This window comes from Variovorax paradoxus, from assembly GCA_016806145.1.
Lineage (GTDB): Bacteria > Pseudomonadota > Gammaproteobacteria > Burkholderiales > Burkholderiaceae_C > Variovorax.
The window spans coordinates 296897-317132 of record CP063166.1; the positions used below are offsets into that span (position 1 = coordinate 296897).

Annotated in this window: 22 protein-coding genes; 3 read left to right on the top strand and 19 right to left on the bottom strand. The window is 70.6% G+C overall.

The window, feature by feature from the left end; translation table 11 throughout:
• Positions 1 to 32: 32 nt before the first annotated feature.
• Entirely contained in the window at positions 33 to 917 is an 885-nt protein-coding gene (locus INQ48_01390; protein ID QRF60568.1) for a LysR family transcriptional regulator, read from the bottom strand.
• 148 nt (positions 918 to 1065) lie between these two features.
• Here INQ48_01390 and INQ48_01395 point away from each other — a divergent pair, with 148 nt between their 5' ends.
• Positions 1066 to 2007 carry a DMT family transporter gene (locus INQ48_01395; protein QRF57949.1) on the top strand — a complete coding sequence of 314 codons (942 nt, stop codon included), beginning with the start codon at positions 1066 to 1068 and terminating at the stop codon, positions 2005 to 2007.
• Between the two features lie 28 nt (positions 2008 to 2035).
• The gene (locus INQ48_01400) at positions 2036 to 2740 is read left to right on the top strand and encodes an alpha/beta hydrolase (protein QRF57950.1); all 705 of its coding nucleotides are present in this window, start codon (positions 2036 to 2038) and stop codon (positions 2738 to 2740) included.
• Positions 2741 to 2752: 12 nt separating this feature from the next.
• Here INQ48_01400 and INQ48_01405 read toward each other — a convergent pair whose 3' ends face one another.
• The 18 genes from INQ48_01405 to INQ48_01490 all read right to left on the bottom strand — a co-directional run bounded on the left by INQ48_01405 (position 2753) and on the right by INQ48_01490 (position 19235).
• Complete coding sequence (locus INQ48_01405) at positions 2753 to 3730, bottom strand: 2-dehydropantoate 2-reductase (GenBank protein QRF57951.1); 978 nt, start codon at positions 3728 to 3730, stop codon at positions 2753 to 2755.
• 26 nt (positions 3731 to 3756) lie between these two features.
• A complete protein-coding gene (locus tag INQ48_01410) occupies positions 3757 to 4557 on the bottom strand; it encodes a class II aldolase/adducin family protein (GenBank protein ID QRF57952.1) in 801 nt (266 codons plus the stop codon).
• Between the two features lie 18 nt (positions 4558 to 4575).
• A complete protein-coding gene (locus INQ48_01415) occupies positions 4576 to 5565 on the bottom strand; it encodes a Bug family tripartite tricarboxylate transporter substrate binding protein (GenBank protein QRF57953.1) in 990 nt (329 codons plus the stop codon).
• 34 nt (positions 5566 to 5599) lie between these two features.
• The gene (locus tag INQ48_01420) at positions 5600 to 7336 is read right to left on the bottom strand and encodes a dihydroxy-acid dehydratase (protein ID QRF57954.1); all 1737 of its coding nucleotides are present in this window, start codon (positions 7334 to 7336) and stop codon (positions 5600 to 5602) included.
• A gap of 37 nt (positions 7337 to 7373) precedes the next feature.
• Positions 7374 to 7838 carry an ester cyclase gene (locus INQ48_01425; GenBank protein QRF57955.1) on the bottom strand — a complete coding sequence of 155 codons (465 nt, stop codon included), beginning with the start codon at positions 7836 to 7838 and terminating at the stop codon, positions 7374 to 7376.
• A 19-nt stretch (positions 7839 to 7857) separates the two neighbouring features.
• The gene (gene hpaI / locus INQ48_01430) at positions 7858 to 8688 is read right to left on the bottom strand and encodes a 4-hydroxy-2-oxoheptanedioate aldolase (protein QRF57956.1); all 831 of its coding nucleotides are present in this window, start codon (positions 8686 to 8688) and stop codon (positions 7858 to 7860) included.
• A 17-nt stretch (positions 8689 to 8705) separates the two neighbouring features.
• The gene (hpaH, locus tag INQ48_01435; GenBank protein QRF57957.1) at positions 8706 to 9509 is read right to left on the bottom strand and encodes a 2-oxo-hepta-3-ene-1,7-dioic acid hydratase; all 804 of its coding nucleotides are present in this window, start codon (positions 9507 to 9509) and stop codon (positions 8706 to 8708) included.
• A 16-nt stretch (positions 9510 to 9525) separates the two neighbouring features.
• A complete protein-coding gene (locus tag INQ48_01440; protein QRF57958.1) occupies positions 9526 to 9933 on the bottom strand; it encodes a 5-carboxymethyl-2-hydroxymuconate Delta-isomerase in 408 nt (135 codons plus the stop codon).
• A gap of 13 nt (positions 9934 to 9946) precedes the next feature.
• A complete protein-coding gene (locus tag INQ48_01445; protein QRF57959.1) occupies positions 9947 to 10774 on the bottom strand; it encodes an extradiol ring-cleavage dioxygenase in 828 nt (275 codons plus the stop codon).
• Positions 10771 to 11106: an aromatic ring-opening dioxygenase subunit LigA gene (locus INQ48_01450; GenBank protein QRF57960.1), complete on the bottom strand. Its 336-nt coding sequence runs from the start codon at positions 11104 to 11106 to the stop codon at positions 10771 to 10773. The genes INQ48_01445 and INQ48_01450 overlap by 4 nt, the downstream gene beginning before the upstream one ends.
• A gap of 2 nt (positions 11107 to 11108) precedes the next feature.
• Positions 11109 to 12083: a tripartite tricarboxylate transporter substrate binding protein gene (locus INQ48_01455; protein QRF57961.1), complete on the bottom strand. Its 975-nt coding sequence runs from the start codon at positions 12081 to 12083 to the stop codon at positions 11109 to 11111.
• Positions 12080 to 13546, bottom strand: a complete 1467-nt coding sequence (hpaE, locus tag INQ48_01460; GenBank protein ID QRF57962.1) for a 5-carboxymethyl-2-hydroxymuconate semialdehyde dehydrogenase — start codon at positions 13544 to 13546, stop codon at positions 12080 to 12082. The genes INQ48_01455 and hpaE overlap by 4 nt, the downstream gene beginning before the upstream one ends.
• 13 nt (positions 13547 to 13559) lie before the next feature.
• Positions 13560 to 14543: a tripartite tricarboxylate transporter substrate binding protein gene (locus INQ48_01465; protein ID QRF57963.1), complete on the bottom strand. Its 984-nt coding sequence runs from the start codon at positions 14541 to 14543 to the stop codon at positions 13560 to 13562.
• A 79-nt stretch (positions 14544 to 14622) separates the two neighbouring features.
• Positions 14623 to 15375, bottom strand: a complete 753-nt coding sequence (locus INQ48_01470; GenBank protein QRF57964.1) for a fumarylacetoacetate hydrolase family protein — start codon at positions 15373 to 15375, stop codon at positions 14623 to 14625.
• Entirely contained in the window at positions 15372 to 16034 is a 663-nt protein-coding gene (locus tag INQ48_01475; GenBank protein ID QRF57965.1) for a fumarylacetoacetate hydrolase family protein, read from the bottom strand. Before INQ48_01475 ends, INQ48_01470 begins: the two co-directional genes overlap by 4 nt.
• Positions 16031 to 16462: a homoprotocatechuate degradation operon regulator HpaR gene (gene hpaR / locus INQ48_01480; GenBank protein ID QRF57966.1), complete on the bottom strand. Its 432-nt coding sequence runs from the start codon at positions 16460 to 16462 to the stop codon at positions 16031 to 16033. Before hpaR ends, INQ48_01475 begins: the two co-directional genes overlap by 4 nt.
• An 89-nt stretch (positions 16463 to 16551) precedes the next feature.
• The gene (locus tag INQ48_01485; GenBank protein ID QRF57967.1) at positions 16552 to 17538 is read right to left on the bottom strand and encodes a tripartite tricarboxylate transporter substrate binding protein; all 987 of its coding nucleotides are present in this window, start codon (positions 17536 to 17538) and stop codon (positions 16552 to 16554) included.
• Positions 17535 to 19235, bottom strand: a complete 1701-nt coding sequence (locus tag INQ48_01490; GenBank protein ID QRF57968.1) for an FAD-dependent oxidoreductase — start codon at positions 19233 to 19235, stop codon at positions 17535 to 17537. Before INQ48_01490 ends, INQ48_01485 begins: the two co-directional genes overlap by 4 nt.
• Before the next feature lie 74 nt (positions 19236 to 19309).
• Here INQ48_01490 and INQ48_01495 point away from each other — a divergent pair, with 74 nt between their 5' ends.
• Complete coding sequence (locus INQ48_01495) at positions 19310 to 20236, top strand: LysR family transcriptional regulator (protein ID QRF57969.1); 927 nt, start codon at positions 19310 to 19312, stop codon at positions 20234 to 20236.

Below are 20236 nucleotides of genomic sequence, written 5' to 3' on the forward strand. Positions count from 1 at the left end.
ACCTTCGCGTCCTCTGCGTCCGGTTCCCGCATTCAGCCCTCGGTCTCTAGCCGCGCTACCAAGTGGTCGATCAGCACCCGGCACTTGGGCACCGTGAAGCGGTTCGGCGGATAGAGGATCCACGCATGGCCGTGGTAGTTGCCGCGGAACTCCCAGTCGCCGAGCACGCGCGCCACGCGGCCGTCGCCCAGGGCCTGCTGCGCCGAGAAGGCCGGCACGCAGGCCACGCCCAGGCCGGCCGTCGCGGCCTCCATGCGCATCTCGCTGTGGTTGGCGATGTAGCGGCCGTGCACCGTCACTTCCACGTCGTCCTCGCCGGGGCGGCTGAAGCGCCAGTGGTTGTCGCGTTCGTGCTCGCCCAGCGACAGGCAGCTGTGGGCCGCGAGGTCGCGCGGGTGCGCGATGGCCGCGTGGCCCTCGAGGTACGCGGGCGCGGCCACCAGGATGTGCGCCACCGCCATCAGCCGGCGCGCCACCAGCCCCTCGGGCGGCTCGGTGGTGAGCCGCACCACGAGGTCCACGCCCTCGCGGATCGGATCGATGTCGCGGTCCTCCACGATCAGCTGCACGTCGACCGCGGGATGGCGCGCGAGGAAGTCCAGCACCAGCGGATGCAGCACCCGGCGCGCGAAGGCCTTGGGCGCGCTCAACCGCACCAGCCCGCGCGGCTCGGCCGAGAAGCGCTGCGCCAGCGCCATCGTGTCCTGCGCCGCGGCCGCCAGTTCGCGGCAGCGCTCGAAGGCCTCGGCGCCGGCCTCGGTCAGGCGCAGCTGGCGCGTCGTGCGCTGCAGCAGCTGCACGCCGATCTCCTTCTCGAGCCGCTTCACCTGCCGGCTCGCGGCCGAGGGCGTGATGCCCAGCAGGTCGGCCGCGGCCGAGAAGCTGCCGAGCTCGGCCACGCGCAGGAAGGCCACCATCTCGGGCAGTACCTTGAGGAATGAATTCGGTCCCACGGTGCAACAGTCCTGTTCCTGCGGATGGCTACCCGCCGCGATCGAGGCCCGGAACAATTCCGCCTCGGTCCCCGCGCATGGCGCGCGGGCATCGGCATCGAACAGGCGGAGTATGGATTCAAAGCGCGCGGGCGGCATCGCCCTCACCCCCGGCGGCATGCCGGCCCGGCCCGGCTTCGGCATGGCCGAACTCATGCTGCTGCTGGTGGCGGCGGTCTGGGGCGGCAGCTACGCGGTCGCCAAGCAGGCCACGCTGCAACTGCCGGTGCTCGAATTCATCGCGCTGCGCTTCGGCCTGACCTTCCTCGTGCTGCTGCCCGCGCTGCGCCCGCTGGTGGGGCCGCAGTGGCGGCAGGGGCTCGCGGTGGGCGGGCTGCTGGGCGCGAACCTGCTCGCGATCTTCGTCTGCGAGACCTTCGGCGTCTCGCTCACCAGCGCGAGCAACGCCGCCTTCCTGATCAGCCTGTGCGTGGCCTTCACGCCGCTGGCCGAATGGTGGCTGCTCGGCGAGCGGCCCGCGCCGCGCGTGTTCGCGGCCGCGGCGATCTCGCTCGCGGGCGCCGCGCTGCTGTCGCTGAGCGCGCATGCCTCGGCCAGCTCGGCCGGCCTGGGCTGGGGCGATGCGCTGATGGTCGCGGCCGCCGTGCTGCGCGCCCTCATGGTCTGCCTGACGCGCCGCCTCGCGGGCCGCCATGCGCTGCCGGCGCTCACGCTGACGGCGGTGCAGGCGGGCACCATGGCGCTGGGCGCGGCCGTGCTGGCGCTCGCGGTGTCGGGCGGTGCCTGGCATGTGCCGCCGGCCACGGCCTCGTTCTGGTGGGGCATGGCCTACCTCGTGCTGCTGTGCACCGTGTTCGCCTTCTTCGCGCAGAACCATGCGGCCTCGCGCACCAGCCCGAGCCGGGTGTCGCTGCTGATGGGCAGCGAGCCGGTGTTCGGCGCGCTGATCGCGGTCTGGGGCTTCGGCGAACGGGTCGGCCCCGGCGGCTGGATCGGCGGCGCGATGATCGTCGCGGCCGCGTGGTGGGTCACGCTGCCGCCGCGCCGAGCTTGAGCCGCCCGGCATGGCATCCTCGGCGCGCATGACCGATTTCTCCGTGGCCCATGGCCCCCACACCCTGCGGGGCTCGATCCTTCCGAATGCTTTGGGCGAGCCGCCCCGCGTGCTGGCGCTGCATGGCGGCGGCGTCCAGGCCTCGCGGCGCGGCATCCGCTACCTGCTCGACGGCCTGGTGCACGGCGGCGTGCCCTGCGCCTCCTTCGACTTCTGCGGCCATGGCGAGAGCGGCGGGCAGCTCGAGGGATCGAGCCTCGCGCACCGTGTGGCGCAGGCGCGGACCGTCGCCGAACGGGTGGCACCGGGCCGGCCGCTGTCGCTGATCGCCAGCAGCATGGGCGGCCACATCGCCTGCGCGCTGATCCCGGTGCTGAACCCGTCCGCGCTGGTGCTGTTCTGCCCGGCCGCCTACGTGGCCGAGGCCGAGGACGCGCCCTTCGGCCCGCGCTTCCAGGGCGTCCTGCGCGCGACCCGCGATGAGGACTACGCAGCCTCGCCGGCCTTCGCCGCGCTCGATCGCTTCGAGGGCCGGCTGCTGCTGGTGCTCGGCGGCGAGGACGCGGTCATTCCCGCCGCGGTGCTCGCGCAGTACACGCAGCGGGCGCGGCGCGCGAAGAGCGTGGAAGTGCTGCGGCTCGCGGGCGCGGGCCACAAGCTGCACGAATGGCTGCCCGCGCATCCGCGGGACCACGCGCGCGTGCTCGAGGCCGCGCTGCGCACGCTGGCGTAGCGCCGGCGCCGCTCAGTACAGGCCGAGCTGCCGCGTCTTCAGGCGCGCCAGGCCCAGCAGCGCATCGGTGAACGGCGTCGCCACGGCGGTCAGCTCGCCGAGCTCGCGCACCACGGTCACGAGGGCGTCGAGCTCGACCGAGCGGCCGGCCTCCACGTCCTGCAGCATCGAGGTCTTGAAGGCGCCGAGCTTGCGCGTGACCGCGTGGCGGTCTTCCGGGCTCTGCGCGATCTCGATGCCGATGCGCCGGCCGATCTCCTTGGCCTCGAGCATCACGGCCGAGATGAAGCCGCGCACGTAGTCGTCGCCCATGATCAGGTCGGTGGTGGCACCGGTCAGCGCGCTGATCGGGTTCACCGTCATGTTGCCCCAGAGCTTGAACCAGACGTCGCGCTGGATCTGCGGCGACAGCGTGGTCTCGATGCCCGTGGCCTGCAGCAGCTCGACCAGCTGCTTCACGCGCGGCGTGGCCTCGCCCGAGGGCTCGCCCACGATCAGGCCGTTGCCGAAGTGGTGCCGCACCACGCCGGGCGCGTCGAGCGAACAGCTGCAGTGCACCACGCCGCCGATCACGTTGGCCGCGGGAATGGCACGCGCGATCGCGCCGTCGGGATCGACCGCGCCGAGGCGGTGGCCCGCGATGGGGCCGCCGAAGCCGCCCTCGAGGAACCACCAGGGCACGCCGTTCATCGCGGTCAGCACCAGGGTGTCGGCGCCGATCAGCGGCGCGATGCGCTCGGCCACGCCGGCCAGCGCCGGCGCCTTGACGGCGATCACCACCAGGTCCTGCACGCCGAGTTCTTCCGGGTCGGCCACCGCGTTGACCGGCACGCGCGTGCGCACGTCGCCGCGCATCAGCGAGAGGCCGTCGCGCCGCAGCGCTTCGAGCGTGGCGCCGCGCGCCACCACGTTGAGGCGCTGGCCCGCTTGCGCGAGGCCGACGCCGATCCATCCGCCGATCGCGCCGGCGCCGTAAATGCAGATCTTCATGAGTCGATCGTAGTGGTCAGTCGCGCTCAGGCGCGGTAGGAAGGATCGATGCGGTCGACCTGGCGCACCAGGGCATTGAACACGTCCTGGCCGGCGCCGTGCGCGGGGCTGAACTGCAGCGCGTCGCGCGTGCAGCGGCTTGCGATCTCCTCGCTCACGGGGATCGCGGCGCCCATCGAGAAGGTCGCCATCTGGATCTCGCAGGCGCGCTGCAGGGTCCAGAGGATCGCGAAGGTCTGCGGCAGGGTCTGGCCCCAGGCCAGCAGGCCGTGGTTGCGCAGGATCACGGCGTTGCGGTCGCCGATGCTCTTGAGCAGGCGCGGGCCCTCGTCGGCGTGGATGGTGATGCCCTCGAACTCGTGGTAGGCCACCATGCCGTGCAGCTGCGCGGTATAGAAGTTGGTCTGCTGCAGGCCGCCCTGCAGGCAGGCCACGGCCACGCCCGCGGTGGTGTGCGTGTGCATCACGCAGTGCGCGCCCTCGAGGCCGTCGTGGATCGCGGCATGCACCGTGAAGCCGGCCGGGTTGACCGGGAAGGTCGAGCCGTCGAGCACGCGGCCCTGCAGGTCGATCTTCACCAGGTTGCTGGCCGTGACCTCGCTGTAGTGCAGGCCGAAGGGATTGATCAGGAACTGCTTCTCGCCACCGGTCACGCTGTCGGGCAGCCGCACCGTGATGTGGTTGTAGATCATCTCGGTCCAGCCCAGCATCGCGAAGATGCGGTAGCAGGCCGCGAGCTCCTCGCGCGCGGCGCGCTCGTCGGGATGGATCGAGGGATGGACCAGGGCCGACGCGGACGACGGCGTGGTGGTGGCGAGAGGGGTCATTGCAGTTCCTTCATGGGGTTAGCCTTCCGCGGTGAAGCCGACTTCCTTGACGATCGGCGCCCACTTGGCGGTGTCTTTCTTCAACAGTTCGGTCAGCTCGGCGGGCGTGGAGGACATGGCTTCCAGGCCGAAGGTGCCGAGGCCGTCGACCACGTCCTTCTGCGCGAGCGCATTCTTCATCGAGGCATTGAGCCTCGCGACCAGCTCGGGCGAGGCCTTGGCCGGCAGGAAGAAGGCGAACCACTCGCTGTGCGCCATGTCCTGGATGCCCTGCTCGCCGAAGGTCGGCACGTCGGGCGCGAAGCGGCTGCGCTTGGCGCCCGAGACGCCGAGGATGCGCACCTTGCCCGTGGGCAGGTGCTGCGTGATGTCGCCGATCGGGCCCGACACCGCCGAGATGTTGCCGCCCAGCAGGTCGAGCATGGCCGGCTGCGTGCCGCGGTAGGCCGCGTGCTTGAGCTCGACGCCGCCCTTCTTGCCGAGCAGCGCGCCGATGAAGTGCGGCGTGGAGCCGGCCGCCGGCGAGCCGTAGTTGGCGCCGGCCGGGTTGGCCTTGGCCCAGGCCAGGAATTCGGGCACGGTCTTCACGCTGGCCGGCACGGCCGGGCCGACCGCGAAACCGAAGTCGAAGATGCAGCCGATGGTCACGGGCGTGATGTCGACCATCGGGTCGTACGGCAGCTTCTTGTAGATGTGCGGGTAGATCGTGAGGATCGAGGTCGGCGTCTGCAGGATCGTGGTGCCGTCGGCCGGGCGGCCCTTGACGTAGCTGACCGCGATCTGGCCGCCCGCGCCGGTGCGGTTCTCCACCACCGCCGCGCGCGCGTAGTCGGGGCTCAGCTTGGTCGCGACCCGGCGGCAGATGGTGTCCGAGGTGCCGCCGGCCGCGAAGCCGGTGACGATGGTCGCGGTCTCGATGCCGGCCTGCGCGAAGGCGCGCTGGCCGATGCCGGCGAGCAGCGCGGAGGCGCCGGTGGACTGCAGCAGCTGGCGGCGGGTGAAGCTCATGATGGTTCTGTCTCCGGGTAACGGTGGTTGGGGGTCAGGACTCGTCGCGCAGCCAGGTGACCGCGCCCGAATGGGTCACCGCGCCCTGGTGGGCAGGACGCACGGTGAGCGCGTATTTTTCCAGCAAGCCACCGCGCGGGACCCCCGCGTTTACTCCACGTCCGGCGAGGCGCCGCGCGATCTCCTCGTCCGTCAGTTCCACCGAAATGGTGCGCGCCGCCGCGCGCGCGTCGATCGCGATCAGGTCGCCGTCGCGCAGCGCCGCGATCGGACCCCCGTCGGCCGCCTCGGGCCCGGCATAGCCGATGCACAGGCCGCGCGTGGCGCCCGAGAAGCGCCCGTCGGTCAGTAGCGCCACCTTGTCGCCCATGCCCTGGCCGTAGAGCAGGGCGGTGATGCCCAGCATCTCGCGCATGCCGGGGCTGCCCCGGGGGCCCTCGTTGCGGATCACGATCACGTCGCCCGCTTCGTACCGCCGGTTCTGCACCGCGGTCTGCGCCTCTTCCTCCGAATCGAACACCCGCGCCGGGCCGCGGTGCACCAGCGTCTGCAGGCCGGCGGTCTTGAGCAGCGCGCCATCGGGGCAGAGGTTGCCCTTGAGCACCGCCAGCCCGCCGTCGCGCGTGATCGGGTTGCCGGCCTCGCGCACCACGCGGCCGTCGGGCGCCAGGGCGTCGGCCAGTTCCTCGGCCATGGTGCGGCCGGTGAAGGTGAGCACGTCGCCATGCAGGAAGCCCTGCTCGAGCAGCGTGCGCAGGATCACGCCGGCGCCGCCGATGTAGAACACGTCGCGCGCGAGGTAGCGCCCGCCCGGGCGCAGGTCGGCGATGAGCGGCGTGCGCGCGAACACCTCGGCCACGTCGTCGAGGTGGAAGCGGATGCCGGCCTCGTGCGCGATCGCCGGCAGGTGCAGCGCGGCATTGGTCGAGCCGCCCGTGGCCGAGACCACGGCGCAGGCGTTCTCGAGCGCCTTGCGCGTGACGATGTCGCGCGGCAGCGGGCTGTCGCCCATCACCGCCTTCATCAGCGTCTTCGCGGCGCGGCGCATCAGCGGCGCGCGCTCGCTGAACACCGCCGGCACCATGCTCGAGCCGATCGGCGCGAGGCCCAGCGCCTCCGACACCATGCCCATGGTGTTGGCCGTGAACTGGCCCGCGCAGGCGCCGGCCGTGGGCAGGCAGGCGCGGCTCATGGCGTCGAGCTCATCGTGCGTGGCCGTGCCGGCCAGCACTTGGCCGATGGTCTCGTAGGTATCGACCACGTTGAGGTCGCGCCCGTCGGGCCCGGGCATCTGGCCCGGCAGTGCCGAGCCGCCGTGCACGAACACGCTCGGCACGTTGCAGCGCACCATGCCCATCATCAGGCCCGGCAGGTTCTTGTCGCAGGCGCCGATCGCGAAGATGCCGTCCCACTGGTGGCCGCGCACCGAGGCTTCCACGCTGTCGGCGATCAGCTCGCGCGAGATCAGCGAGAAGCGCATGCCCGAGTGCGCCATGGTCAGCCCGTCGCTGACCGACACCACCGGGCATTCGTGCGGCGTGCCGCCGCCCGCGTAGATGCCGGTCTTGGCGTGCTGCGCCTGCTCGCGCAGGTTCAGGTTGCACGGGCTCATCTCGCCGCCGGTGTGGAACACGCCGACGTGCGGGCGCTCGATGTCCTCGTCGTCCTGGCCCAGCGCATGCAGGAAGCTGCGCGTGGTCGCGCGGATCGTGCCCTCGCGGATGGTGGCGGAACGGAAGCGCGGCGGCTTGGGATCGGTGGGCGTGGTCATCGGCTGGCGGCGGGCTGGCTCGGGTGGGGGAAAAGGGTCAGAACATGCCGTTGCTGTTGGCGGCGGTCTCGGGCACCGGCTGGATCACGTCCCAGTGCTCGACGATCTTGCCGTTCTCGAGCTTGAAGATGTCGACGATCGCATTGCCGCGCGTGCCCGGTTCGCGCACCGCGTGCACGTGCAGGATCACGTAGTCGCCCTCGGCGAAGCTGCGCTTGATCTCGCTCTTCGAGTTCGGGAATTTCTCGCGCAGGAAGGCGATGAACTTGCGAAAGCCCTCGGGGCCGTCGGCCGCGGTCGGGTTGTGCTGCACGTAGCGGTTGCCCACGTACTTGAGGGCGGCCTCGGCGTCCTTCTGGTTCAGGCCCTTCTCGTAGAAGGCCAGCACGGCCTGGCGGTTGGCTTCCTGCTGGGCGGCGGGGCCGGGGGCGGGGAGTTGGGCGCAGGCCGCGAGGCCCAGCACGGCGGCGGCGACGATGAACTTGAGGGCGAGGCGGCGCATGCGGACTCCTGTCGTTGCTTCAGTAGCTGCTGGGAGCAGGCGCGGCCGGGGCGGCGCCGTTCCTGAACTTGGCGGCGAGCTGGCGCGCCGCCGCCGCCAGCACGATGGTGTCCACCCCCACGGCCACGAAGGTGGCGCCGGCCGCGAGCCACTTGCGTGCCTGCTCCTCGGTGGTCGAGAGGATGCCCGCGGCCTTGCCGGCCTTCTGGATGCGCGCGACCGCGTCGGCGATCACCGCCTGCACCTCGGGATGGTTGGGCTGGCCCACGAAGCCCATCGAGGCCGACAGGTCGGCCGGGCCGATGAACACGCCGTCGACGCCGGGCGTGGCCGCGATCGCGTCGAGGTTTTTCATCGCCTCCACCGTCTCGGCCTGCACCAGCAGGCAGGTCTGGGCATTGGCCTCGTGCAGGTAGTTCGGATAGGCCTGCCAGCGCGAGGCCCGCGCGAGCGCGCTGCCCATGCCGCGGATGCCCTCGGGCGGATAGCGCATGCCCTGCACCATGCGCGCGGCCTGCTCGGCGGTGTCGACCATCGGCACCAGCAGCGTCTGCGCGCCGATGTCGAGGTACTGCTTGAGCAGCGTGGTGTCGCCCACGGGCACGCGCACGATCGGCTGCGGCCGGGTCGCGCCCTCGGGCAGCGCCGACCAGGCGCTCGAGATGCCCTGCAGCTGCGCGAGCACCGAGCGCACGTCGTTGGGCGCGTGCTCGCCGTCGACCAGCAGCCAGTCGTAGCCGGTGCCGGCCAGGATCTCGGCCGCGTAGCCGTCGGCCAGGCCGACCCACAGGCCGATCTGGGCGCGCTTCTCGGCCATGGCCTTCTTGAACAGGTTGATGGGGGTGTGCATGGAGGATTCCGAAGAGGTCAGACGAGGCGGAACGACACGGCGCCCAGCGGGCCGTAGTCGGCATGGAAGGTGTCGCCGGGCAGCGCGGTGGTCGGGCGCGTGAACGAGCCGCCGAGAACGACCTCGCCGGCCTCCAGGTGTTCGTCCCAGGGCGCCAGCTTGTTCGCGAGCCAGGCCACGCCGGTGGCCGGATGGTTGAGCACCGCCGCGGCCACGCCCGATTCCTCGATCACGCCGTTCTTGTAGAGCAGCGCGCTGACCCAGCGCAGGTCGACCGCGTCGGGCTTCACGGGCCGCCCGCCGATCACGATGCCGGCATTGGCCGCGTTGTCGGCGATGGTGTCGAAGACCTTGCGCGGCGCCTTGGTGTGGCGGTCGAACTGCTCGATGCGCGCATCGATGATCTCGATCGCCGGCACCACGTAGTCGGTGGCCGCGAGCACGTCGAAGATGGTCACGCCCGGGCCCTTGAGCGGCTTGCCGAGGATGAAGGCCAGCTCGACCTCGATGCGCGGCGCGATGAAGCGCGCGAAGGGGATGTCGCTGCCCTGCTCGAAGAACATGTCGTCGAGCAGCGTGCCGTAGTCGGGCTCGGTGATCTGGCTCGACTGCTGCATCGCGCGCGAGGTCAGGCCGATCTTGTGGCCCTTGGCCACGCGGCCCTCGGCGATCTTCTGCTTGACCCATGCGCGCGAGATCGCATAGCCGTCCTCGATGGTCATCTCGGGAAAGCGCTTGGAGAAATGCTCGACCTGCACGCGCGAGCGTTCGCTCTCGTGCAGTTCGGCCGCGAGCCGGGCGATGGTGTCGGAAGAAAGCATGGCGGTGTGTGTGGGGTCAGCTCTTGTTGAACAGGGGATGCAGGTTGCTGTGCTTGCCGTCGTAGACCTGGCCGGGGCTCTCGTCGATCTGCAGCGTGATGCCGATGTGGCGTTGCGAGAAGACGGGCTCGAAGTGGCTTCGCACCCTGGCCAGCAGCGCGTCGCCGGCCTTCTTCTTCACCGCCTCGGAGCGGCCCGAGGCCATGCGCAGGTTGAGGTAGACGAAGGCGTAGTCGGCCTTGCCGTCGGCCACCGCGTAGTGCGCGGCCGGGTAGGCCAGCACGCGCGTGCCGCCGGTCGGGAACACCGGCTTGCCGGCTTCGTCGCGCTGCTCGAGCATGGTGTCGGCCAGCGTGCGGCACAGCGCCGACATGTCGGTCTCGGCCTCGATGTTGGGCGTGTAGAGGATCACCAGGTGCGGCATGGTCGTGCTCCGTTCAAACCACCGACATCGTCGCGGCCGTGCAGGTCACCGCGAAGATCGGAATGGCCTTCATGTGGAAGATCTCCCCCTGGCCGCGCGCGGCCGCGGCCACGCTGAGGAAGGTGCGGATCTCGAAGCCGCCCTGGCCGGCTTCGCGGTAGGTCGCCTCGTCGCCGTAGTCGTCGAGCGACAGCAGCGCCTCGCGGTCGTTGGCGCACCAGCGGCGCATGAACTCGGCGTCCCACTCGGCGTTGACCTTGCCCGAGTCGGGCGTGGCCGGCCAGTGCGAGATGCCGCCGGTGCCCACCAGCGCGATGCGCTCGGGCACCTTGTCGCAGGCGCGGCGCAGCGCTTCGCCGAAAGCCCAGGCGCGGTGCAGCGGCGTGAGCGGCGGGCCCTGGCAGTTGATGTTGACCGGGATGACCTTGGTGTCGAAGTCCGGCGTGAGGAAATTCAGCGGCACCATGATGCCGTGGTCGAACTTCCACTCCTCGGCATAGGCCACGTCCACCGTCTGCATCACCTCGCGGATCAGCCGCTGCGACAGCGCGGCATCGCCCGGGATGGTGTGCTTCTCGATGCCGAGCCACTTCGGATCCTCGATCGGGCCCTCGTAGCTGTCGGCCATGCCGATCGCATAGGCCGGCATGTTGTTCATGAAGAAGTTCGCGAAGTGCTCGGCCGCGATCACGATCACCGCGTCGGGCTTCGTCGCGCGCATGGCCTCGCCGAAGCGATGGAACTGCGCGTGGAACTCGTCCTTCACCGCCGGGTCGGCGAGATGCGCGCGGCCGGTGATGCCGGGGGCGTGGCTGCACACGCCTGCGAATACGAGACTCATACGCCCGCCACTTTCTCGTCGGTTCCGGTTGTCATTGCATAGATGCCGGCGCGCACCGGTCCGTACTTGCGCACGCCCTCGCGCATGGCTTCGAGGTAGTCGGCCCACGGGATGCCCAAGAGCGGCGCGAAGTGCATCAAGAGCTGCCCGTTGCAGCCCAGCACGTAGAGCTTGCCGACGTCGCCGCTGTCGATGGCCTCGCGCTCCTCGTCGCTGAGGTCGTAGCCGCCGAGCAGCGCCTTGCGCGTGTCGCCGCCTTCGGCATAGCGCCGCTGCACCTCGGCATCGCGGTTGAGCGCGAACAGGAATTTCTGCATCGCATAGAGGCTCATGATCAGCCCTCGATCTGGATGTTGGCCTTGCGGATCACGTCGCCGTACTTCGCGATCTCGCTCTGGACGAAGACCGCGAAGCGCTCGGGCGTGCCCGACAGCGACGCGATGCCGCCCTTGCGGAAGGCCTCGGTCACCACCGGTCCCGCGAGCGCGCGGTTGACCTCGGCGTTCACGCGCTGCACCACGGCGTCGGGCGTGCCGGCGGGCGCCAGCAGGCCGTTCCACGAATTGGACTCGATCGCCACGCCCTGTTCGGCCAGTGTGGGAATGTTCGGCGCGTACTGCGAGCGCTGCGCGGTCGCCATGCCCAGCGCCACCAGCTTGCCGCCCTCCACATGGCCGCGGAACTCGGGCCAGTTGCCGAACATCATCGTGACCTGGCCGCCGAGCAAGTCGGTCAGCGCCGGGCCCTGGCCCTTGTAGGGCACGTGCACGATGTCCAGGCCCATCTGCAGCTTGAGCATCTCGCCCGACAGGTGGGCCGAGGTGCCGTTGCCGAAGGAGGCGAAGCTCAGCGTGCCGGGCTTCGCCTTGGCCTGGTCGCGCAGGTCGGCCAGCGTCTTGAGGCCGCTGCCCGGATGGGTGGCGAGCACATGCTCCGACATGCCCATCAGCGCCACCGGGCGCAGGTCCTTCAGCGTGTCGTAGGGCAGCTTGCGCACCAGCGTTTGATTGGCCGCGAAGCTGTTGGCCACGCAGACGAAGCTGTAGCCGTCGGGCGCGGCCTTGGCGACCGTGTCGACGCCGATCACCGTGCCCGCGCCGGGCTTGTTCTCGATCACCACGGGCTGGCCCAGCGTCTTCGCGAGCTCGGTGCCGACCAGCCGCGCGACGAAGTCGGTGGTGCCGCCGGGCGGGAAGGGCACGACGATGCGCACCGGCCGGGCCGGCCACGCGGCCTGGGCGCGCGCCAGCATGGGCAGTGCCGCGAGCGCGGCCGTGCCTTGCAGCAGCGTGCGGCGACCCAGGCTCATGCCACGCCCCAGTGCGGGATGTGGTGCGAGCCCATCGACACCGCCACGTTCTTCGGTTCGCAGAACACCTCGTAGCTCCAGGTGCCGCCTTCGCGGCCCGTGCCCGAGGCCTTGGTGCCTCCGAAGGGCTGGCGCAGGTCGCGCACGTTCTGGCTGTTGACGAAGCACATGCCGGCTTCCACCGCGGCGGCCACGCGGTGCGCCTTGCCGATGTTCTCGGTCCAGACGTAGCTCGACAGGCCGTACTGGATGTCGTTGGCGAGCTCGATGGCATGTGCCTCGTCGCGGAACGGGATCAGGCAGGCGACGGGGCCGAAGATCTCGTCCTGCGCGATCTTCATGCGGTTGTCGACGTCGGCGAACACCGTGGGCACCACGTAGTTGCCCTTCTTCACGCGGTCGGGCAGGTTGCTCGGTGCTTCGAGGCCGCCGCACAGCAGTGTGGCGCCTTCCTTCGGGCCCAGCTCGATGTAGCTGCGCACCTTGGCCAGGTGGGCCTGCGAGATCATCGGGCCGACGATGGTCTTCTCGTCGAGCGGGTCGCCCACCGTGATGCGCCTGGCGCGCTCGGCGAACTTGGCGGCGAAGTCGGCGTAGATCGACTGCTGCACCAGGATGCGCGAGCCGGCCGTGCAGCGCTCGCCGTTGTTGCTGAAGATCATGAACACGGCCGCGTCGAGCGCGCGGTCGAGGTCGGCATCGTCGAAGATCACGAACGGGCTCTTGCCGCCGAGCTCCATGCTGAACTTCTTGAGGCCCGCGCTCTTCACGATGCGGTTGCCGGTGGCGGTGGAGCCGGTGAACGAGATCGCGCGCACGTCGGGGTGCGCCACCAGCGGCTCGCCCGCTTCCTTGCCGTAGCCGTGCACCAGGTTCAGCACGCCGGGCGGAATGCCGGCCTCGAGCGCCAGTTCGCCGAGGCGCGCGGCCGACAGCGGCGACAGCTCGCTCATCTTCAGCACGGCCGTGTTGCCGAAGGCCAGGCAGGGCGCGACCTTCCAGGTGGCGGTCATGAAGGGCACGTTCCACGGGCTGATCAGCGCGCACACGCCGACCGGGTGGAACAGCGTGTAGTTCAGGTGCGTGGGCGTGGGATAGGTGTGGCCGTCGACGCGCGTGCACATCTCGGCGAAGTAGTAGAAGTTGTCGGCCGCGCGCGGCACCAGCTGCTTGCCGGTCTGCGCGATGACCTGGCCGCAGTCGTTGGTCTCGGTCTGCGCGATCTCGGGCACGTTCTTCGCGATCAGGTCGCCGAGCTTGCGGATCAGCTTCGCGCGCTCGGGCGCGGGCATGCCGGCCCACTTGGGAAAGGCTTCCTTGGCGGCGGCCACGGCCGCGTTCACCTCGGCCTCGCCGCCGGAAGCGACTTCGGCCAGCACTTCCTGCGTGGCGGGGTTGACGGTCTCGAAGTAGTCCGAGCCCTTGACGGACTTGCCGCCGATGAGATGGTCGATCTGTTGCATGAGGGAATCCGGTTCAGTCCAGTTTGATGTCGCGTGCCTTGATCAAGGCATGCCATTTCTTGCGCTCCGCATCGGTGTAGCGCGTCATTTCGGTGGCGTCGGCGGGGCGGGCCTCCCAGCCGGCGTCGTAGAGCTTCTGGCGCACGCCGGCATCGGCCATGGCCTTCTGCAGCTCGGTGCCGAGCTTGGCCTGCACTTCCTTCGGCGTGGCCGCGGGCGCGACCAGGCCCTGCCAGGTGTAGGCCTCGACGTTGGCGAAGCCCAGCTCCCTGGCGGTGGGAATGTTCGGCAGCTGCGGCACGCGCTCGGCCGACATGGCGAGCAGCGGCACCACCTTGCCGGCCTTGACCGCGCTCACGCCGCTGGGCAGGTCGAGCATCATCAGCGCGACCTGGCCGCCCATCAGGTCCTGCAGCGCGGGCGCGCCGCCCTTGTAGGGCACGTGCAGCATCGACACGCCGGCTTCGCGCTGGAACAGTTCGTAGGCGAGGTGGTGCGGACTGCCGGTGCCCGGCGTCGCGATGCTGTACTTGCCGGGCGAGGCCTTGAGCGCGGCCAGCAGCGCCTTCGCGTCGGCAATGCCGGCATTGGGCGCGGCCGTGATGATCAGCGGCGAGCGGCCCATCATGCCGACCAGCGCGAAGTCCTTCTCGGCGTCGTAGGGCAGCTTCTTGTAGAGCGCGGGGTTGTAGACCAGCACGCCGTTGTCGGCCGAGAACACGGTGTAGCCGTCGCCGGCCGAGCGCGCCACGTTCTCCGACGCGATGATCGCGCCGGCGCCGGGCCGGTTGTCGACCAGCACCGGCTGGCCCAGCTGCTGCGACACCTGCGCGCCCACGGTGCGTGCGAGGAAGTCGGTGCCGCCGCCGGCCGGATAGCCGACCACCCAGCGCACCGGCTTGGCGGGATAGGCGGTCTGCGCGACGGCGAGGGCCGAGACGGCCAGTGCCATCGTTGCGGCCGCCACGGATTGGAGGAGCTTCTTGCCGGTGATCATGTCGTGTCGTCTCCGCTGATCTCTTGTGTGTACGAAGGGAAAAGGAAAGCGCGCCGTGCGGACGCGCGGGGGAAGGAAATCAGGCCGCCGCGATGGTGTTGACCAGCGCGCCGATACCCTCGATCTCGGTCACGACCTCGTCGCCGGGCTGGCAGTCGACCACGCCGTCGGGCGTGCCCGTGAGGATCAGGTCGCCGGGCGACAGCGTCATGAAGCGGCTGAAGTACTCGATCAGGAAGGGCGCGTCGAAGATCATGTCGCGCGTGTTGCCCTGCTGCGTGACCTGGCCGTTGACCGTGGTGCGCAGCGCGAGCGCCATCGGGTCGGCCACGTCCTTCGCATCGACCAGCCAGGGGCCGATCGGCGTGCAGGTGTCGCGGTTCTTCACGCGCAGATTGGGGCGGTACCAGTTCTCGAGGTAGTCGCGGATCGCGTAGTCGTTGGCCACGGTGTAGCCGCCGATGAAGTCGTAGGCATCGTCGCGCTTCACGTGGCGCGCGGTCTTGCCGATCACGATCGCGAGCTCGCACTCGTAGTGCATGAACTGCACGCCGGCCGGGCGGAAGGTCTTCTGGCGATGGCCGATCAGCGCGCTCTGGCCCTTGACGAAGACCAGCGGCTCCTCGGGCGCCTTGAACTCGAGTTCCTTCGCATGGTCGGCGTAGTTGAGGCCGAGCGCGAGGATGGTGCGCGGGCGCGGCGTGGGCGCGAGCGGCGGCAGCCAGTCGACGGCGTCGAAGCCGACCATGCGGCCATCGGCCAGCCGCAGCGCGCCGTCGTGTTCGACGGCCTCGTGCACGGCGTTCTCGTAGCGGATGCGTGCGTGCTTCATGCGGCGGCTCCCGTCTCTTCTGCAACCAGGGTGTTGGTGAGCGTCTCGAAGCCCGGCGCCGAGATCTCGATGCGGTCGCCCACGCGTGCCAGCGGCCGGCCCGCGCCGCAGCCGAGCATCAGCACGTCGCCGTGCGCCAGCGTCATGAATTCGCCGACCTCGGCCAGCAGCTGGCGCGCGGGGCGCACCAGCGTGGAGAAGTCCAGCGTCTGCTGAAGCTCGCCGTTGATGCGCACCTCGACGCGGAACGCCGCGGGATCGTCCACCTCCTGCGCGTCGCGCAGCGCGGGGCCGATGCCGAGGAAGCCGTCGAGGCATTTGAACTTGACCGGCGGGCGGAAGAAGCTCGCATGCGGCACCGACAGGTCGTTCATCGGCACGAAGCCTTCGATGTCGCCATCGGCGCCGACCACCATGCCGATGCTCGCGCCCACCTCGACCTCGGGCACGTTCGCCGGCACCGGAATCGCGGCGCCATGCGGGCTCCAGGTGTTGGCGGTCTTGACGTAGAGCACCGGCGCCTTGGGCGGCGCCTTGTAGGGCGGGGCGCTCATCTGCGGCGCGAGCGCCTCCACCTCGGCGCGGAAGTTGAGCAGCGTGCCGTAGACGGTGCCGGCGGGAAGGAAATGGGAAGGTGAAGGTGAAGAAGGGGGGCTCATGGCTGTTCCAGTGCGATCAGTTCGTCGAGCAGCTCGTAGAGCTGGCCGAGCTTGTCCTTGCCCAGGGATTGCTCCATCCACTGGTAGTGCGCCTCGATGCTCGAGGACAGCTTGGTCACCAGCTTCATGCCGCGCGGCGTGGCCTCGACCACGGTGCGGCGCTGGTCGGCCGGGTCGCGGCTGCGCGTGATCAGGTCGTCGCGCTCCATGCGTGCGAGCACGCCCGTGAGGCTGGGCCCGAGGATGAAGGCCTCGCGCGCCACGCGGCCGGTTTCGACCGCGCCGTGTTCGCCGAGCACGCGCAGCACGCGCCACTGCTGGTCCGACAGCGCATGCACGCGCAGGCTGGGCCGGGTGTGGGCCATGACGGCTTCGCGTGCCTGCAGCAGCAGGCGCGGAAGGTTGCGGTGGGTGAAGGCGGTGCTCATGTCGATCGATTTATTTAACATGTTAAATGATCGGCAAAAAAACACGGCTACGGGATAACCCTGGCCCGCGCGGGCCAGGGTGGCTTGCGTCAATCGACGGTCGCGCCCGAGGCGCGGATCACCTGGCCCCAGCGCTCCGATTCGCTGCGGATGTAGGCCGCGAGCTGCGCGGGCGTGCTCGAGCCGGGCTCGAAGCCGTCGTTCTCGAGCTTCTGGCGCAGCGCGGGCTGGGCGATCACCTTCGCGATCTCCTGGCTCAGCCGCTCGACCACCGGCGCCGGCGTGCCCGCGGGCGCGACGATGCTCTGCCAGGCCACGGCCTCGAAATCGGCCGTGCCCGGCAGCCGCGACTCGGCCACCGTCGGCACGTCGGGGAAGGTGGGCTGGCGCTTCTTCGAGGTCACGGCCAGCGCGCGCAGCTTGCCGCTGCGCACGTGCTGCAGCGCCGGCGCGATGTCGGTGAACATCAGCTGCAGCTGGCCGCCGAGCAGGTCGGTGAGCGCGAGCGCGCTGCCCTTGTAGGGCACGTGCGTCATCGCGGTGCCGGTGGCGAACTTGAACATCTCGGCGCCCAGGTGCTGCGGGCTGCCGTTGCCGGCCGAGCCGTAGCTCAGGCCCTCGGGTCTGGACTTGGCGAGCGCCACCAGTTCGGCCAGCGTGCGCGCGGGCACCGAGGGATGCACCACCACCATCAGCGGCACCGCGCCGATCAGGCCCACGGGCGCGAAGTCCTTCGCCGGGTCGTACGAGAGCTTCTTGTAGAGCCAGGGATTGATCGCGAGCGTGGTGCTGGTGGCCACCAGCAGGGTCGAGCCGTCGGGCGCCGAGCGCGCCACCTGCGAGGCGCCGATGGCGGTGCCCGCGCCGGGCTTGTTGTCGACGATCACGGTGCGGCCGAGCGCCGTGCCGAGCTGCTGCGCGATCAGCCGGCCGAGCATGTCGGTGGTGCCGCCGGGCGCGTAGGGCACGACGATGGTGATGGGCTTGTCGTTCTGCGCCAGCGCGGCGAGCGGGCCGGCGGCGCAGGCGGCGGCGGACAGGGCACCGAGCTGGCGCAGGGCGTGGCGGCGGTTCATGCGGATGTCTCTCTTTCTTCGTTGGATTCGGAAGCAGCGGCTGGCGTGGCGCCGCGCAGCAGGTCGACCAGCGCCTCGGGATCGGCCGGCACGGCATCGCCGCGCCAGGCCACGTGCTGGTCGGGGCGCGAGATCACGAGCGCGCGGTCGTAGAGCGCGGCGGCCTCGGGGCCGTCGATGTCGAGCACGCGCAGCGGCAGCCCGCGCGCGGCGGCGGCGGCCGCGAGCGGTGCCACATCGAGCGCCGGGTCGCGCCGCAGCAGCACGTAGCCCTCGCCGAGCGCGGCCATCGCGTCGTAGAGCGAGCGGCCGTCGGCCAGCCACAGGTGCGGAACGCGGCAGCCGGGCACGGTGGAGGGCTTGAAGTCGTACATGGTGTAGGCCGGCGCGGCCTCGCCGTCGTAGGCGATCAGCGGCGAGGCGTCGTAGAAGTAGCCGAAGTTCAGCCCGCCGCAGCAGTACTGCTGCACGTTGAGGTCGTACAGCGCCTGGCCGCGCGCGGCGCGCAGCGCGTCGCCCTCGGGGCCCGGTGCCTCGATGCCCTCGGGCACGCCCTCGCGCTGCTTCTGCAGGGCCAGCGCATGGTTCATCGCGAACTTCGAGACCTGCTCGGTGATCGGCTGGCGCTCGGCCTCGTGCGCGCCGAGCGCGGCCTCGGCGAGCCAGCCGCGCAGGTGGCCCGCGAGCAGCCACGACAGGTTCATCGCGTCGGCGATGCCGGCGTTCATGCCGTAGCCCGCCATCGGGATCCACAGATGGGCGGCGTCGCCGCAGATGAAGACGCGGCGGTCGCGGAAGCGCTCGGCCACCAGGCGGCGGCCGATCCAGTCCTCCTTCGAGATCACCTCGTACTCGAAGTCCGGGCCCACGCCGAGGATCTGGCGGATCGCCCAGTCGCGGTCGATCGATTCGAAGTCGGTCTCGTCGGCCAGCAGGTAGTTGTGCAGCAGCCAGGTCTCGCGCCCGTCGATCGCATAGACGTTGCCGCAGCGCCGCGGATTGAGCGCGAAGGTGGCCCAGGCCGGCTTGTTCTTCAGCAGGCCCAGCAGCGCGGGCGCGCGGAAGTAGGTCGACTGCACGCGGCCCACCACGTCGGTGCCGCGCAGGTTGGCGCCGATCTTCTTGCGCACCGTCGAGCGCCCGCCGTCGCAGCCGATCAGGTGGCTGCAGCGGATGCGCACCGCGCTGCCGTCGTCGAGGTCGACGCCGGTCGCCCACACGCCTTCGTCGTCCTGCTCGAAGTCGTCGATGCGCGTGCGGTTGCGGATGCGCAGGCCCGGCGTCGCCTCGGCATGTGCGAACAGCACCGGCTCGAGGAAGATCTGGTTGATGCGGTGCGGCGGTTCGGCCGTGGGCCACCAGGTGTCGGGCCCGCCGGTGGCGGTGTAGCGCTCGCGCCGCGCGGGGATCGGGATGCGCGAGAGCTCGGGGCCCGTCACCGTGGTGCGGTAGGCCACGTCGTTCGGATAGTCGGCCGGCAGGCCCGCGTCGCGCAGTGCCTGCGCCACGCCGAGCCGGCGGAAGATCTCCATCGAGCGCGCCGACACGTGGTTGCACTTCACGTTCGGCGGCTCGCCGCGGTGGCGGATCTCGGTGACCAGCACGTCGATGCCGCATTGCGCGAGGTCGATGGCCAGCGTGAGGCCGACCGGCCCGCCGCCGACGATCAGCACCTGCGCCTGCAGTGGTTCTGTCATGGGTTCGTTTGTCTCTCGTTGTGGACGGCGGCCATTACAGTGCCGAAGTGCCATCCGACAGAAGTGAAACTTTCATGGCCATTCATAAAAAGCCTTTATCAATGCGCGGCCTGCCCTCGGTGCGCCAGCTGCGCGCCTTCGCGGCCGTCTATCACAGCGGCCAGCTGTCGAGCGCCGCCGCGGCGCTGTCGCTCACCCAGCCGGCGGTCAGCGTGCTGCTGCGCGAGCTCGAGGACCGGCTCGGCGTGCGGCTGTTCGACCGCACCACGCGCAGCCTGCACCGCACCGCCGCGGCCGACGAGGCCATCGGCCATGCCGAGCGCGTGCTGGCCGAGCTCGACGCGCTGGGCAGCGGCATGGCCGAGCTCGCGGCCGGGCGGCGCGGCCGCCTGCGCATCGCCGTCACCTCCACCATCGCGCAGACGCTGATGCCGCGCGCGCTGCGCCGCTACACGCAGCAGCATCCGGATGTGAAGGTGGCGATCGACGACTGCGCGCCGAGCCAGTTCGTCGAGACCGTGCTCAGCGGCCAGGTCGATTTCGGCGTCGGCACCCTGCAGGCGCGCACGCCGGGCCTGGACGAGCGCGTGTTCGTGCACGACCACCTCGCGGTGATCGCCGACCGCGACCTGCCGCTGCCCGGCGGCGCCGCGGGCATCACCTGGCGCCAGCTCGCGGCGCTGCGGCTCATCACGGTCAAGCCGGGCTACGGCGTGCGCAACAGCATCGACGCCGCGGCCGCCGAGGCCGGCGTGCGGCTCGAGATCGCCTACGAGGTGACGCTGTTGACCACCGCGCTCGCGATGGCCGCGGGCGGGCTCGGGCCGGCGCTGCTGCCGGCGTCGATCCTCGCGCATGCCGATCCCTCGCGGCTGGTCGCGCGCCGGCTGATCCGGCCGACCGTGGCGCGCAACATCGCGGTGGTCACGCGGCAGGGCCGCTCGCTATCGCCGGCCGCGGCGGCCTTCGCCGACCTGCTGGCGGGCGAATTCGCGATCTGA